The 14,256-nt window shown below is 61.1% G+C and carries 15 protein-coding genes and 1 tRNA gene; 3 read left to right on the top strand and 13 right to left on the bottom strand.

Going from position 1 to position 14,256, the window contains the following annotated elements; translation table 11 throughout:
* Positions 1 to 23: 23 nt before the first annotated feature.
* Positions 24 to 710 (bottom strand): ribose-5-phosphate isomerase RpiA, encoded by a 687-nt coding sequence (gene rpiA / locus AC097R_RS14165; RefSeq protein WP_479598781.1) that lies wholly within the window; start codon positions 708 to 710, stop codon positions 24 to 26.
* A gap of 45 nt (positions 711 to 755) precedes the next feature.
* Between rpiA and AC097R_RS14170 the strand changes: the two genes are divergently transcribed.
* Positions 756 to 1,874, top strand: coding sequence for a quinone-dependent dihydroorotate dehydrogenase (locus tag AC097R_RS14170; RefSeq protein WP_479598782.1), 1,119 nt, complete (start codon positions 756 to 758; stop codon positions 1,872 to 1,874).
* Between the two features lie 43 nt (positions 1,875 to 1,917).
* Here the strand turns inward: AC097R_RS14170 and AC097R_RS14175 are convergent, their stop codons facing one another.
* Positions 1,918 to 2,781 (bottom strand): DUF4394 domain-containing protein, encoded by an 864-nt coding sequence (locus AC097R_RS14175; RefSeq protein ID WP_479598783.1) that lies wholly within the window; start codon positions 2,779 to 2,781, stop codon positions 1,918 to 1,920.
* A 32-nt stretch (positions 2,782 to 2,813) separates the two neighbouring features.
* Positions 2,814 to 3,920: an NAD(P)/FAD-dependent oxidoreductase gene (locus tag AC097R_RS14180; RefSeq protein ID WP_479598784.1), complete on the bottom strand. Its 1,107-nt coding sequence runs from the start codon at positions 3,918 to 3,920 to the stop codon at positions 2,814 to 2,816.
* 148 nt (positions 3,921 to 4,068) lie between these two features.
* On the opposite strand from AC097R_RS14180, the gene AC097R_RS14185 reads away from it, so the two are divergent.
* A complete protein-coding gene (locus AC097R_RS14185; RefSeq protein ID WP_479598785.1) occupies positions 4,069 to 5,100 on the top strand; it encodes an alpha/beta hydrolase in 1,032 nt (343 codons plus the stop codon).
* A gap of 15 nt (positions 5,101 to 5,115) precedes the next feature.
* Complete coding sequence (locus AC097R_RS14190) at positions 5,116 to 5,799, top strand: PilZ domain-containing protein (protein ID WP_479598786.1); 684 nt, start codon at positions 5,116 to 5,118, stop codon at positions 5,797 to 5,799.
* A gap of 63 nt (positions 5,800 to 5,862) precedes the next feature.
* Here the strand turns inward: AC097R_RS14190 and AC097R_RS14195 are convergent.
* From AC097R_RS14195 to uvrB, 10 genes are all read right to left on the bottom strand, one after another.
* A tRNA-Val gene (locus AC097R_RS14195) sits at positions 5,863 to 5,937 on the bottom strand.
* Positions 5,938 to 5,977: 40 nt separating this feature from the next.
* Complete coding sequence (dnaQ, locus tag AC097R_RS14200; RefSeq protein ID WP_479598787.1) at positions 5,978 to 6,688, bottom strand: DNA polymerase III subunit epsilon; 711 nt, start codon at positions 6,686 to 6,688, stop codon at positions 5,978 to 5,980.
* A 9-nt stretch (positions 6,689 to 6,697) separates the two neighbouring features.
* Complete coding sequence (gene fdx, locus AC097R_RS14205) at positions 6,698 to 7,036, bottom strand: ISC system 2Fe-2S type ferredoxin (protein WP_479598788.1); 339 nt, start codon at positions 7,034 to 7,036, stop codon at positions 6,698 to 6,700.
* A gap of 18 nt (positions 7,037 to 7,054) precedes the next feature.
* The gene (gene hscA, locus AC097R_RS14210) at positions 7,055 to 8,911 is read right to left on the bottom strand and encodes a Fe-S protein assembly chaperone HscA (RefSeq protein WP_479598789.1); all 1,857 of its coding nucleotides are present in this window, start codon (positions 8,909 to 8,911) and stop codon (positions 7,055 to 7,057) included.
* 8 nt (positions 8,912 to 8,919) lie between these two features.
* Positions 8,920 to 9,435 carry a Fe-S protein assembly co-chaperone HscB gene (hscB, locus tag AC097R_RS14215; protein WP_479598790.1) on the bottom strand — a complete coding sequence of 172 codons (516 nt, stop codon included), beginning with the start codon at positions 9,433 to 9,435 and terminating at the stop codon, positions 8,920 to 8,922.
* Positions 9,432 to 9,755, bottom strand: a complete 324-nt coding sequence (gene iscA, locus AC097R_RS14220; protein ID WP_105259531.1) for an iron-sulfur cluster assembly protein IscA — start codon at positions 9,753 to 9,755, stop codon at positions 9,432 to 9,434. Before iscA ends, hscB begins: the two co-directional genes overlap by 4 nt.
* A 48-nt stretch (positions 9,756 to 9,803) precedes the next feature.
* Positions 9,804 to 10,190 carry a Fe-S cluster assembly scaffold IscU gene (gene iscU, locus AC097R_RS14225; RefSeq protein ID WP_105259532.1) on the bottom strand — a complete coding sequence of 129 codons (387 nt, stop codon included), beginning with the start codon at positions 10,188 to 10,190 and terminating at the stop codon, positions 9,804 to 9,806.
* Positions 10,191 to 10,218: 28 nt separating this feature from the next.
* Positions 10,219 to 11,439 carry an IscS subfamily cysteine desulfurase gene (locus AC097R_RS14230; protein ID WP_479598791.1) on the bottom strand — a complete coding sequence of 407 codons (1,221 nt, stop codon included), beginning with the start codon at positions 11,437 to 11,439 and terminating at the stop codon, positions 10,219 to 10,221.
* A gap of 36 nt (positions 11,440 to 11,475) precedes the next feature.
* Positions 11,476 to 12,012: a Fe-S cluster assembly transcriptional regulator IscR gene (gene iscR / locus AC097R_RS14235; RefSeq protein ID WP_310345751.1), complete on the bottom strand. Its 537-nt coding sequence runs from the start codon at positions 12,010 to 12,012 to the stop codon at positions 11,476 to 11,478.
* A 101-nt stretch (positions 12,013 to 12,113) separates the two neighbouring features.
* Complete coding sequence (gene uvrB, locus AC097R_RS14240; RefSeq protein WP_479598792.1) at positions 12,114 to 14,240, bottom strand: excinuclease ABC subunit UvrB; 2,127 nt, start codon at positions 14,238 to 14,240, stop codon at positions 12,114 to 12,116.
* Positions 14,241 to 14,256: the final 16 nt, after the last annotated feature.

Genomic DNA, 14,256 nt, shown 5'->3' on the forward strand with positions numbered 1-14,256 from the left:
TGCTGGGTGCCAAGAAAAAGGGTTTAGAACGTCAGCGTCTTCACGCCGCTGGCCGTGCCCAGCAGGCACACCTGCGCGCGCTGGAAGGCAAACACGCCCACCGTCACCACGCCGGGCCACTGGCTCACTTCGGCTTCAAAGACTAGCGGATCGGTGATCTGCAAGCCGGTCACGTCCACAATCCACTGGCCGTTGTCGGTCACCAGCGGCTTGCCGTCTTTCTGGCGCACCTTGCCCGCGCCACCCATGGCAGCAAACTGGGCGATCACGCGCTGCGTGGCCATGGGGATGACTTCCACAGGCAGGGGGAACTGGCCCAGCGTCTTTACCAACTTGGACTCGTCCGCAATGCAGACAAACTTGGCGCTCTGCGCCGCCACGATCTTCTCACGCGTCAGGGCCGCGCCGCCGCCCTTCACCATGTTGCCAGCACCATCGATCTCGTCCGCACCGTCGATGTAGACCGAGAGCTTGTCCACCTCATTGCTGTCAAACACTTGGATGCCCAGCGCCTGCAGGCGCTCAGTGCTGGCCACGGAGCTGGACACGGCGCCCTTGATCTGGTCCTTGATGGTGGCCAGCGCGTCGATGAACTTGTTGACCGTGGAGCCGGTGCCCACGCCCACAATCTCGCCGGGAACTACATACTGCAGCGCAGCCTGGCCCACCAGGGTTTTGAGTTCGTCTTGGGTCAGTGCGGGTGTGCTCATAAGGGACAATCGTGGGAGTTGAAATCTGAAAGCAGGAATTATCCGATGTCTCTGGTGCCCTACGCCCTCGCCCGCAGCGTTTTGTTCAATCTGGACCCCGAAGTCGCCCACGACATCACCATGGCGGGCCTGGCCGCCACCCAGGGCAACCCGCTCAAGTTGGCCTATTGCAACAACCGTGTGGACGACCCCGTCACCCTGGCCGGCCTGAAGTTTCCCAACCGCGTGGGCATGGCCGCCGGCCTGGACAAAAACGCCCGCTGCATCGACGGCCTGGGTGCCATGGGCTTTGGCTTTGTAGAGGTGGGCACCGTCACCCCGCTGGCCCAGCCGGGCAACCCCAAGCCGCGCATGTTCCGCCTGCCCGCGGCCCACGCGCTCATCAACCGCCTAGGCTTCAACAACGGCGGGCTGGACGCCTTCATTGCCAACGTACAGCGCTCCGCCCTGCGCCAGAGCAAAAACCCGTCGTTGCTGCTGGGGCTGAACATCGGCAAAAACGCCGCCACGCCCATCGAGAAAGCCACGGACGACTACCTGATCTGCCTGGACTGCGTGTACCCGCATGCGGACTACATCACGGTCAACATCTCCAGCCCCAACACCAAGAACCTGCGCAGCCTGCAAAGCGACGAAGCGCTGGACGCGCTACTGGGCGCCATTGCCGAGCGCCGCGAACAGCTGGCGCAAAAACACGGCCAGCCAGACGGCAAAGGCGGCATGTCACCACGCCGCGTGCCCATCTTCCTGAAGATCGCCCCCGATCTGGAGGCCGACCAGGTGGCCGTGATTGCCGCCACGCTCAAACGCTACGGCACCGACAGCAACGGCCAGGTCAACAACGCCTGGGGCGTGATCGGCACCAACACCACGCTGTCGCGCGAGGCTGTGAAAGGCCTGCCGCATGCGGAAGAAACCGGCGGCCTGTCGGGCGCGCCAGTGCTGGAGAAAAGCAATGCAGTGATCGCCCAGCTGCGCGCGGCGCTTGGCAAAGACTTCCCCATCATCGGCGTGGGCGGCATCATGAGCGCGGCCGATGCGGTCAGCAAAATCCAGGCGGGTGCCGATGTGGTTCAGATCTACACCGGGCTGATCTACAGCGGCCCGCAGTTGGTCAGGGATGCCGCCCTGGCGATCAAGTCTTTGAATAAAAAGAGCCACTAGCCCGCGTCAATAGTGCGCTAGCAGCTCCTGAATCCATAGCAACTCAGGGTTCGACGGCCAACCCCAGAATCGCTGCCCCGTCGGCCACGGTGCCCAGCAAGGTGGCTTTGCCGCTGCTGAGGTCAATGGTGTAGAGCTTGGTCGTGGGTTGGCTGGTGCTGCGTACCGCGGCGAAGGCAACGCCCGTCACGTCGGCGATGTCCAACGACGCATCCAGCAAGGGGCCGGTGCCCAGGGGCCCCACCGTGCGCAGTTGCCCAGTGTTGGGCGACACGGCGGGTTGCACGCCCTCCACTGTGCCCTGCGTCACCAGCATGCCAGCGCGGCGGTCGATGGCGTAGTTGGTGGTGAGCTTGTCGTCTTTCTTGTTGTAGGTATAACCCGCAGCCACTACCTCTGGCTGCTGCCCCGCCTGCACGTCGCCCGGCCCATAGGCCAGAGCCGGATCGGTGGCGGCCACGGCGCCGGTGTCGGGGTGCAAGCGCAAGTTTTGGCCCGTATTGCTCACCACACGCACCCGGTCCGCCACGGGGTTGAAGTCCACCCCAAAGGCATTCCCCTGCAGCGCCACGCCGGGCCCGCTGCCCACGACGGTGAGCACCCCGGTGGGGGCATCCAGCGTGTAGAGGCGCCCTGCACTGCTCAGCGTGAACAGCATGCCCTTGGAGATGCGGTAGTCCATGCCCACCAGCGTCTCCCCCTCGGGCAGCCCCACCACCGCGGTGCGCCGCAGCACCTTGCTGGGCTGGCCCGCATTCACAGTCAGCAATTCCATTTTTTGGGTGAGAACATGCAGGGTCTCCGTGCGCAGAGACTCCTGGGTTTCGGACCTGGTCGCACAGCCCGCCAGAACCGCCAAGGCCATGGCGGCCCGCGCAATCTTCACACTCGATGCATTGAACTTCATCACGGCAACCCTTCAGCATGGAAAAAAGAACTCTAGGGCGTCTGCAACAGCCCCTGCACATATTCTGCGATAGCCAGTGCACTGGTCAAGCCCGGCGACTCGATCCCAAACAGATTCACCAGCCCCGGCACGCCATGCACCGCCGGCCCCTGAATCACAAAATCCGATGCGGGCGTGCCAGGGCCGTGGATCTTGGGGCGTATACCTGCATAGGCAGGCAACAGCGCACCGTCGGGCAGGGCCGGCCAGTACTTGCGCACCTCGGCATAAAACGCATCCCCGCGCGCCGGGTCCACTTCCAGCTCCTGCGGGTCGTCCACCCACTGCACGTCCGGGCCAAAACGGGCCTGGCCGCCCAAGTCGATGGTCAGGTGCACGCCCAGACCCGCGGCCTCGGGCACGGGGTAAATCAGCCGCGAGAACGGGCTGCGCCCCGCCAGCGTGAAATAGTTGCCTTTGGCAAAGTAAGCCTGCGGCACATGGCGCGCGTCCAGCCCCGCAAAGCGGGCTGCCAAGGCGGGGGCCGCGAAGCCAGCAGCATTCACCACCGTGTTGGCCCGCAGACGGGTGCCATCCTCCGCTATCAAATCAATAGCTCCTTGCGCAATATCTGCGCGGGCTAGAGGCGAATTCAGTGCCAAAACACCGCCTGCGCGCTCCAAATCGCCCAGCAGCGAAAGCATGAGCGCGTGGCTGTCCACAATGCCGGTGGACGGTGAATGCAGGGCCGCCAGGCACTGCAGCTGCGGTTCGGCGGCGCGGGCCTGGGCAGCATTCAGTAGCACCAGATCGGCCACACCATTGGCCGCCGCCTTGGCTTGGATGCCCTGAAGCTGCGCCACTTGCGCGGCATCGGTGGCCACAATGAATTTGCCGCAGCGCTGGTGCGGCAGGCCGCGCTCGGCGCAGTAGTCATACAGGAGCTGTTTGCCACGCACGCAGAGTTGCGCCTTCAGCGACCCCGCTGGGTAGTAAATGCCGGCATGGATCACCTCGCTGTTGCGTGCGCTGGTCTGGGTGCCAAAGGCATCGCAGGCCTCCAACACCAAGACCTCGCGACCGGCGAGTGCCAGCGCGCGCGCCACGGCCAGCCCCACCACGCCCGCACCAATCACCACGCAGTCCACCTGCTCCGACATCATTGAACCTCACATTAATGCACGCTCCACCTTTTTTTGATAGGTATTTGGCCGGTGTACCATCTTATCAGTGGCATGTGGGCATGCTTTTTCGCAAGCTTCAGCGCTCAAAAAAATTGATCCATCAAAAAATCGCGTGGAGATTACCTTGGCAAACCTAGCACCTACAGCCCGAAAAGGCTTTTTACATAGGCGGTGGTTCCGTATTTGCGCATTGCTACTGGCATTGCTGGTGGTCGTCATAGCTATATTTTTAGTGGGCCCACGCAATACTTTTGGCGCAGATACCCCAACTGCCAGAGCAAAGCCCCCCCAAGACGTAACGTTAGTAGAGAATTGGTTGCGCAACAGTGAAGCCACATTCACCGACCTCAAGCCGGGCAATGCGAAAGGCATTGTGTGGGCTGGGACGCCAGGACGACGCACGCCGTGGTCCGTGGTCTATATTCACGGATTTTCAGCCAGCCGATTGGAAACTGCACCACTGACAGACATGGTTGCCGAAGCTCTAGGAGCCAATACGTTTTATACCCGCCTTGCAGGACACGGGCGCCCCGACTTTGCAATGGGTGAAGCCACTGCGCAAGATTGGCTGGCAGATGCCGAGGAAGCAATTCGCATTGGTCAGACTTTGGGTGAGCGTGTTTTGGTTATCAGTTGCTCGACCGGATCTACATTAGCTACGTGGATTGCAACCCATGCGCCATCTTCCGCAATTGCGGCGCATGTATTTATCTCTCCCAACTTTGGCCCCAAAGACAAGCGTGCAGAGATTATCAACGGCCCTTGGGGTCAACGCATTGCATTCGCGCTGCAAGGAGAGACTCGGGGCGGAGCACCAGAAAATGGAGCAGAAGGAGCTGCCTGGACATCCAGCTACCCAACTAAGGCGCTGTTTCCAATGATGGCATTGGTCAAAGCAGTGCGGGAAAGCGATTTGTCAACCTTTCAAACACCGGTTTTGCTTCTGTACAGCCCAGGAGATCAAACGGTAGATCCAGCTGAAACGGTCGCGGCTTTTGCCCGCATAGGAGCGCCGCTGAAGACCATCGAGATGGTGGATTACAGCGAGTCCCGTGGTCAGCATGTGTTGGCAGGAGCGATCAAAGCTCCCAAAGCCACGAAGACCATGGCGACATCCATCATCGAGTGGGTCCAGTCCCTACCGCAAAAACACTAACCATCTTGTATCGCTATGGACAGCCCAGATTCCTCCACTGACAGTATTAATCGCCTTCCCCTCAAGTCCATGGGCCTGCGCTCCGGCATGGCGCTACAAACCCGCCGGCTGGTCGAGGGTGCCAGCAAAAAAGAGGCGCAGTTTTTCGGCGCCATCGAAGGCAAGGGCGTGATGGTCGGCCCGCCAGGGTCCGATGCCACACAAACTGGGCTGGAGGAAGGTGAGGTGTGCGTGGTGCGCGGGTTTACCGGGCAGTACGAGTTCTCGTTTTTGAGCAAGGTGCTGCAGACCTTCGAGAAGCCCTTTGCCTACGCGCTGCTGGCCTACCCCGCGCAGGTGGATGCCAAGAAGGTGCGCCAGTCCATGCGCACCAAGGTCTCCTGGCCTACCCGGGCGCGACCTGCGAATGTGGCCGAAGATGCGCCGGCCTTGGACCTGATGCTGGTGGACATCAGCCCCGCGGGCGCCATGGTCAGCAGCCCTGCCGCGCTGGGCGGCATTGGTGATCTGGTGCAGCTAGGCATGGATGTGCAGTTTGAAGAGAACCCAGTGCGCCTTCAGCTGACCGGCAGCATCTGCCACCACAACCGCGCCGCCGGGCAAGACCAGTTCTTTGTTGGTCTGGCCTTCAAAAACCTGACCCAAAACGACAAACTGGTGCTGCACTACCTGACCCAGGCCCAGGTACCTAGCGCCTAAGCCGTGTGCGGCTTGGAAGGCGGAAACAAAAAAGCCTAGCTCGTTGAGCTAGGCTTTTTAATGTGGTGGGCGATGCAAGTTTCGAACTTGCGACCCCTGCAGTGTGAATGCAGTGCTCTACCCCTGAGCTAATCGCCCTGAATTCTTATCAGGTAAGCCTCAAATTATATAACAAAATTTAAGCGGTTTTCCGCCACAGCGTTTTCCCGCCGCTGGATTTGTCGAGCTGGGTCAGCACATCGTCATGGGCAGCCACTTCCTGTGCGTTGGCACTGAGCACGGGCAGGTCAATCGTGCGCAGGTCGACACGCTCCACCACGATGCCCTTGGTCTCTTGCGTGGCGGTGTCCATCAGCAGCGCGTCCTGGCCCCGCGTCATATTAATGTAGACGTCGGCCAACAGCTCGGCATCCAGCAGGGCGCCGTGCAGCGTACGTCCAGAGTTGTCTACTTCCAGCCGATCGCACAGCGCATCCAGACTGTTGCGCTTGCCGGGAAACATCTCCTTGGCCATGACGAGGGTGTCCAGCACGCTCCCCACGTACTCCTTGAACCGCAGGCGGCCGGTGCGCGCAAGCTCCATGTCCAGAAACGCCAAGTCGAACGGGGCGTTGTGGATGATGATTTGCGCATCGGCCACATAGTCCACCAACGTTTGCGCGATTTCCTCGAACCGGGGCTTGTCACTCAAAAACTGCGTCGTCAGCCCGTGGACGCGCAAGGCACCCTCGTCGCTATCACGCCCGGGATTCAGGTAGAAGTGCAGGTTATTGCCCGTGAGCTTGCGGTTCACCAGCTCCACACAACCGATTTCCACCATGCGGTCCGGATTGTCCGGATGGTTGGCGTAGAAGCCAGTGGTTTCGGTGTCCAGAAAGATTTGGCGCATCGCAATACCTCAGTGGTTCTCTTTGGCGTGGTTGATCGAGTACTTGGGAATCTCCACCACCAAGTCTTTTTGTGCCAAAAACGCCTGGCAGCTCAGGCGGGAATTGGGCTCCAGGCCCCAGGCCCGGTCCAGCAGGTCTTCTTCCGTTTCTTCCTGCTCATTCAGGGATGCAAAGCCCTCACGCACCACCACGTGGCAGGTGGTGCAGGCACAGCTCATGTCGCAGGCGTGTTCGATGTTGATGCCGTTTTCCAACAGGGCTTCGCAGATCGACGTACCGGCTGGGGCCGTCAACTCAGCGCCCGTGGGGCAGTATTCCGGATGCGGCAAGATTTTGATGATGGGCATGGTGCTTACGGGAAAAGATCAAATGGATTCAATGTTCTTGCCCGACAGCGCCTGCGCGATACCGCGATTCATGCGCAGCGCGGCAAAGGCTTCGGTGGCCTGCGCCAGGGCTTTGGATTGGGCTTCGACAAAGGCTGCGTCGTCGCTGGTGCGGGCAGCGTCCAGTGCCTGCATCGCAGCATCGACCTCGGCGCGCTCTTGCACACTGAGCAAATCGCCATCGGCGGCCAGCGCACTGTGGGTGGCCAGTAGCAGGCGGTCGGCATCCACCCGGGCTTCCACCAATGCGCGCGCGCGCATGTCGGCCTCGGCCGTGGTGAAGCTGTCCCTGAGCATTTGCGCAATCTGGTCGTCGGAAAGGCCGTAGGACGGCTTCACATCAATGCGTGCCTCGACCCCACTCACCTGCTCCTTGGCCGCTACGTTTAGCAGGCCATCGGCATCCACCGTGAAGGTCACACGGATGCGCGCTGCGCCAGCAGCCATGGGCGGAATGCCCCGCAGCTCAAACCGGGCCAGGCTGCGGCAGTCTGCCACCAGGTCACGCTCCCCCTGCACCACGTGCAAGGCCAGTGCCGTTTGGCCGTCTTTATAGGTCGTGAAATCCTGCGCCATGGCGGTAGGAATGGTCTGGTTGCGTGGCACGATGCGCTCCACCAAACCGCCCATGGTTTCCACCCCCAGAGACAAGGGAATCACGTCCAGCAGCAATAAATCGCCCGTGGGGTTGTTCCCAGCCAATTGGTTGGCCTGGATGGCAGCGCCCAATGCCACCACCTCGTCGGGGTTCAGGTTCGTTAAGGGCGCCTGGCCAAAAAATTCGGCCACCGCGCGACGCACCTGCGGCATACGGGTCGAGCCGCCCACCATCACCACGCCCTGGATATCGTCCTTACCCAGGCTTGCATCCCGCAGCGTCTTGCGTACGGCCTGCAAGGTCCGCGCGGTCAAGGCAGCGGTCGCTTCTTCAAACTGCTCACGGTTCAGCGACACGTCCAGCCCGCCCGTGGACAGGTCTGCCTCAGCGGTCACGATGTCTTCGTCCGACAGCGCCTCTTTGCAGTGGCGCGCCTCCGCCATCAGCACCGCTTGGTCTTCCGGCGTACGCGCCTCTAGGCCGGCCTGGGCGAGCAACCAGTCCGCCAGAGCCCGGTCGTAGTCGTCGCCGCCCAGGGCAGAATCACCGCCTGTGGCCAGGACTTCGAACACGCCGGCCGACAGCCGCAGTATGGAAATATCAAACGTGCCACCGCCCAGGTCATACACGGCGTACACGCCCTCGGACGCGTTGTCCAAGCCATAGGCAATGGCCGCCGCCGTGGGCTCGTTGATCAGGCGCAACACGTTGAGACCCGCCAGTTGCGCAGCGTCCTTCGTGGCCTGGCGCTGCGCATCATCAAAGTACGCGGGCACGGTCACTACGGCGCCGTAAATGTCGTCGTTGAAGGTGTCTTCGGCACGAAAGCGCAGCGTGGCCAGAATCTCGCCACTCACTTCCACCGGGCTCTTGTCGCCCGCAATCGTGCGGACCTTGACCATGCCCGGCGTCTCCACCAGCGCATAGGGCAGTTTGCTGGCATGGGCAATGTCTTGCATGCCCCGACCCATCAGCCGCTTGACCGACGCAATCGTATTGCCGGGGTCACTGGTTTGCTGCTCCAGAGCGGCGAAGCCGATTTGGCGGCGGTCTGCATCCACGTAACGCACCACGCTGGGCAGAATCACGCGGCCTTCGGCGTCGGGCAGGCACTCGGCCGTGCCGTTGCGCACTGCCGCCACCAGCGAATGCGTAGTGCCCAGGTCAATGCCTACGGCGATGCGGCGTTCATGCGGGTTGGGCGATTGCCCGGGTTCAGAAATTTGTAGAAGCGCCATGGAGGTAATTATTCAAACTGGTCGAAGCGCTGGTTCAGGTCTTGTGTGAATTTTTCGATGAACATCAGGGCCCGCACAGGCCCCACCGCCGCAACGGCATCGTGTTGCTGGTCCAGCAGGGTGGCACATTGTTGCAGCAATTGCGCGCGCGAGGCATCCACCTCGGCTTGCAAAGCCTCTAGTGCCGGTACCGCGTCCGCGTCATCCAGCGCCTCGCGCCATTCCATCTGCTGCATCAAAAACGCAGCGGGCATGGCGGTATTGCTGTGGGCATTCACGGGCGCACCATCCAGTTCACACAGGTAGACTGCGCGCTTGAGTGGATCCTTCAGGCGCTGATAAGCCTCGTTGATGCGCACCGACCATTGCATGGCGATGCGCTGCGCGGCCGCACCTTGGGCGGCAAATTTATCGGGGTGGGCTTCGCGCTGCAGCGCCTTCCAGCGGGCGTCGATGGCGGCGCGGTCTTGCGCAAACTGCCGGGTCAGACCAAACAGTTCGAAATCATCGGCCTGCAGGTTCACACGCGAAACGATTCACCGCAGCCGCACTTGTCGCGCTCGTTGGGGTTGTTGAAGCGAAAACCTTCGTTCAACCCTTCACGCACAAAGTCCAGCTGTGTCCCGTCGATGTAGGCCAGACTTTTGGGGTCCACCAGCACCTTCACACCAAAGCCTTCAAACACGATGTCTTCGGGCGACAACTCATCCACGTACTCCAGCTGGTACGCCAAGCCAGAGCAGCCCGTAGTTTTGACGCCCAGACGCACGCCCACGCCCTTGCCACGCTTGGTCAGGTAACGGGTCACGTGCCGTGCTGCGGCCTCGGTCAGAGAAACTGTCATGTTTTTAATCAGTTGGGGACAGCGCTAAAGATCTGTCCCGCAAACCTATTAGTTAAGGTGTTTTTTCTTGTAGTCGTCCACCGCTGCCTTGATGGCGTCTTCGGCCAGGATGGAGCAGTGAATCTTGACAGGTGGCAGAGCCAACTCTTCCGCAATCTGGCTGTTCTTCAGGGCCGCTGCTTCGTCCAGTGTCTTGCCCTTGACCCATTCGGTCACGAGCGAGCTGGAGGCAATGGCGGAACCACAGCCATAGGTCTTGAAGCGTGCGTCTTCGATCACGCCAGTCAGAGGATTGACCTTGATCTGCAACTTCATCACGTCACCGCAAGCGGGCGCACCCACCATGCCGGTACCCACGCTGTCATCGCCTTTTTCAAAGCTGCCCACGTTGCGGGGGTTTTCGTAGTGATCAACGACTTTGTCTGAATATGCCATTTTTGTTTCTCCAAATTGGGGGACTTAATTAGTGGGCTGCCCACTGAATCGTCGAGATATCGATGCCTTCTTTGTACATGTCCCACAGTGGGCTCAGGTCACGCAGTTTGGCGACGTTCTTCTTGATCGTGTCCACGGCGTAATCGATATCGGCTTCGGTAGTCCAGCGGCCAATCGTCATGCGCAAGCTGGAATGGGCTAGCTCATCGCTGCGGCCCAAGGCGCGCAGCACATAGCTGGGCTCCAAGGATGCGGAGGTACAGGCGGAACCGCTGGATACCGCCAAGCCCTTGATGCCCATGATCAGCGACTCGCCTTCCACATAGTTGAAGCTCATGTTCAGGTTGTGGGGCACGCGCTTGGACTCGTGGCCGTTGATGAACACCTGTTCGATGTCTTTCAGGCCATTCAACATGCGGTCGTGAAGGGCCTGGATACGGACGTTCTCGGCGTGCATTTCCTCTTTGGCAATGCGATAGGCCTCGCCCATGCCCACAATCTGGTGCGTGGGCAGCGTGCCGCTGCGCATGCCGCGCTCGTGGCCACCGCCGTGCATTTGCGCTTCCAGGCGGATGCGGGGCTTGCGGCGCACAAACAGGGCACCAATGCCTTTGGGGCCATAGGTCTTGTGCGAGGTCAGACTCATCAGATCCACTGGCAGCGTGGTCATATCGATGTCCACACGGCCGGTGGCTTGGGCGGCGTCCACATGGAAGATCACGCCCTTTTCGCGGCAGATGGTGCCGATGGCGGCAATGTCCTGGATCACACCGATCTCGTTGTTCACGAACATCACGCTGGCCAGAATCGTGTCGGGGCGAATGGCAGCCTTGAAGGCGTCCAAGTTCACCAGACCGTCTTCTTGCACGTCCAGATAGGTCACTTCAAAACCCTGGCGCTCCAGCTCGCGGCAGGTATCCAACACCGCCTTGTGCTCGGTCTTGACCGTGATGATGTGCTTGCCCTTGCTCTTGTAGAACTGGGCCGCGCCCTTCAGGGCCAGGTTGTTGGATTCGGTCGCACCCGAGGTCCAGACGATTTCGCGCGGATCAGCATGGATCAACGCGGCCACTTGCTCGCGGGCCTTCTCCACCGCCGCTTCGGCTTCCCAGCCCCAGGCATGGCTGCGCGATGCGGGGTTGCCAAAGTGGTTGCGCAACCAAGGAACCATGGCATCTACCACCCGCTCATCGCAGGGGTTGGTGGCGCTGTAGTCCATGTAGATGGGAAAGTGGGGAGTGGTGTCCATGGCTGGCTCGATGCTGGCTAAAAAGTAAAACGAAAATCAGGATTTGGAGAACGCGTTGCCCAGGGCGAAGACCGAGTTGGGCGCATTCACCCGAATGGGCTTGACCACGGGCATGGCAGAAATGGCGCGCTTCACGCTAGGCTTGTCTTCGATCTGCAGGCCCTTGGCCAGTTGGTCGTCCACCAGTTTTTGCAGGCTCACGGAGTCCAGAAACTCCACCATGCGGGTGTTCAGCGAGGCCCACAGGTCATGGGTCATGCAGCGGTTGCCCTCGCCTAGGCAGTTTTCTTTGCCGGCGCATTGGGTGGCATCGATGGGTTCGTCGACCGAGACGATGATGTCGGCCACGGTAATTTCGCTGGCCTTGCGGGCCAGGGTATAGCCGCCTCCCGGGCCGCGGGTGGACTCCACCAGCTCATGGCGGCGCAGCTTGCCAAACAACTGCTCCAGGTAGGACAGGGAGATTTGCTGGCGCTGGCTAATGGCCGCCAGCGTGACCGGACCGGAGCTCTGACGCAGGCCCAGATCGATCATGGCGGTGACCGCAAAACGGCCTTTGGTAGTGAGACGCATGGCAAGCTCCTTGAGTCGTGTTGGTTGACTAAGCGACTCAAGTATACCAAGAAACCTACCAATCCGCTCAGGTACCTAGACCGGGCAGTCGCATACCCGAGCTATTTAGAAGGAGATGGTAGAACCACCACGTTGTCCGCCCCTGGCGCGCCAAAGGCTTGCTGCTTCAGGATGCCCAACTGGTCGCGCACCCGCGCCGCCTTTTCGAACTCCAGATTGCGGGCATGTTCCATCATGAGCTTCTCCAGGCGCTTGATTTCGCGGGAGATGTCCTTCTCGCTCATGTCCTCCACCTGCGCACGTTGCTGGGCGTCGCGCTCCAGGCGATCGGCTTCCTTGCCCGCCTTCTCGCTGTAAACGCCGTCGATCAGGTCGCGCACCTTTTTCACAATGGCGCGGGGGGTAATACCCCGTTCCAGGTTGTGGGCAATCTGCTTCTTGCGGCGTCGCTCCGTCTCGCCAATGGCACGCTCCATCGAATCCGTGATCTTGTCCGCATACAGAATGGCGCGGCCTTCCAGATTGCGCGCGGCGCGGCCTATGGTCTGGATCAGGGAGCGCTCGGAACGCAAAAAGCCTTCCTTGTCAGCATCCAGAATCGCCACCAGCGACACCTCGGGAATGTCCAACCCCTCGCGCAGCAGGTTGATCCCCACCAGCACGTCAAAGGTGCCCAGGCGCAGGTCGCGCAGGATTTCCACGCGCTCCACGGTGTCCACATCGCTGTGCAGGTAGCGCACCTTGACGCCGTTGTCGGTCAGGTAGTCGGTCAGCTGCTCCGCCATGCGCTTGGTCAGTGTGGTGATGAGCACGCGCTCATTTTTCTCCACGCGGATGCGGATTTCCTGCAGCACATCGTCCACCTGGCTGGTGGCCGGACGCACCTCCACTTCAGGGTCCACTAGGCCCGTGGGCCGCACCAATTGCTCCACCACCTTGCCCGCATGGTCTTTTTCCCACTGGGCGGGTGTGGCGGACACGAAGATGGCCTGGCGCATCTTGGTCTCGAACTCTTCAAACTTCAGCGGACGGTTGTCCAGCGCGCTGGGCAGACGAAATCCGTACTCCACCAGCGTGGTCTTGCGCGCCCGGTCGCCGTTGTACATGCCGCCAAACTGCCCGATCAGCACATGGCTTTCGTCCAGAAACATCACCGCGTCTTTCGGCAGGTAATCGGTCAGCGTGGACGGCGGCTCACCGGGGGCGGAGCCGCTCAGGTGGCGCGAGTAGTTCTCGATGCCTTTGCAGTGCCCCACTTCGCTGAGCATTTCCAGGTCAAAGCGCGTGCGCTGCTCCAGCCGCTGGGCTTCCACCAGCTTGCCCATGCTGACAAACTCCTTGAGCCGGTCCGACAGCTCCGTCTTGATGGTCTCCACGGCCATCAGCACCTGTTCGCGCGGCGTCACATAGTGGCTGCTGGGGTACACGGTGAAGCGCGGGATCTTCTGGCGGATGCGGCCAGTCAGCGGGTCAAACAGCTGCAGACTCTCGATCTCGTCGTCAAACAGCTCCACGCGGATCGCCATCTCGGAATGTTCAGCAGGAAAAATGTCGATGGTGTCGCCGCGCACACGGAAAGCGCCGCGGCTGAAATCCATGTCGTTGCGCTGGTACTGCATGCGCACCAACTGGGCAATCATGTCGCGCTGGCCCAGCTTGTCGCCCGTGCGCAGGGTCATCACCATCTGGTGGTAACTCTCGGGCTTGCCGATACCGTAGATGGCTGACACCGTGGCCACGATCACCACGTCACGACGCTCCAGCAGGCTCTTGGTGCAGCTCAGCCGCATCTGTTCGATGTGCTCGTTGATCGCGCTGTCCTTTTCAATGAATAGGTCGCGCTGCGGGACATAGGCCTCGGGCTGGTAGTAGTCGTAGTAGCTGACGAAGTACTCCACCGCGTTCTTGGGGAAGAACTCGCGGAACTCGCTGTAGAGCTGTGCGGCCAGCGTCTTGTTGGGCGCAAACACGATGGCCGGGCGCCCCAGGCGGGCGATCACGTTGGCCATGGTGAAGGTCTTGCCCGAGCCGGTCACACCCAGCAGGGTCTGGAACACCTCGCCGTCTGTCACCCCCTCCACCAGCTGGTCAATCGCTTCAGGCTGGTCGCCTGCCGGGGGGTAGGGTTGGTACAGCTCATAGGGGGAATCCGGGTAGCGCACAAAGGTGCCGGTGCGCACCTGTTCGGCGTCGTCGGTCACTGCGGGGGTGGGCTGGCTGGAGGACATGGCGGCGTGCTCAAAA

The organism is Rhodoferax sp. ZS1R25, from assembly GCF_056521335.1.

Bases quoted from the DNA above. Each gene is read 5' to 3' on its own strand.
- iscU (WP_105259532.1), bottom strand. From the start codon at position 10,190: ATGGCATATTCAGACAAAGTCGTTGATCACTACGAAAACCCCCGCAAC.
- hscA (WP_479598789.1), bottom strand. From the start codon at position 8,911: ATGGCGCTTCTACAAATTTCTGAACCCGGGCAATCGCCCAACCCGCAT.
- iscR (WP_310345751.1), bottom strand. From the start codon at position 12,012: ATGCGTCTCACTACCAAAGGCCGTTTTGCGGTCACCGCCATGATCGAT.
- AC097R_RS14230 (WP_479598791.1), bottom strand. From the start codon at position 11,439: ATGGACACCACTCCCCACTTTCCCATCTACATGGACTACAGCGCCACC.
- AC097R_RS14175 (WP_479598783.1), bottom strand. From the start codon at position 2,781: ATGAAGTTCAATGCATCGAGTGTGAAGATTGCGCGGGCCGCCATGGCC.
- dnaQ (WP_479598787.1), bottom strand. From the start codon at position 6,688: ATGCGCCAAATCTTTCTGGACACCGAAACCACTGGCTTCTACGCCAAC.
- AC097R_RS14170 (WP_479598782.1), top strand. From the start codon at position 756: ATGTCTCTGGTGCCCTACGCCCTCGCCCGCAGCGTTTTGTTCAATCTG.
- rpiA (WP_479598781.1), bottom strand. From the start codon at position 710: ATGAGCACACCCGCACTGACCCAAGACGAACTCAAAACCCTGGTGGGC.
- AC097R_RS14190 (WP_479598786.1), top strand. From the start codon at position 5,116: ATGGACAGCCCAGATTCCTCCACTGACAGTATTAATCGCCTTCCCCTC.
- iscA (WP_105259531.1), bottom strand. From the start codon at position 9,755: ATGACAGTTTCTCTGACCGAGGCCGCAGCACGGCACGTGACCCGTTAC.
- AC097R_RS14180 (WP_479598784.1), bottom strand. From the start codon at position 3,920: ATGTCGGAGCAGGTGGACTGCGTGGTGATTGGTGCGGGCGTGGTGGGG.
- uvrB (WP_479598792.1), bottom strand. From the start codon at position 14,240: ATGTCCTCCAGCCAGCCCACCCCCGCAGTGACCGACGACGCCGAACAG.
- fdx (WP_479598788.1), bottom strand. From the start codon at position 7,036: ATGCCCATCATCAAAATCTTGCCGCATCCGGAATACTGCCCCACGGGC.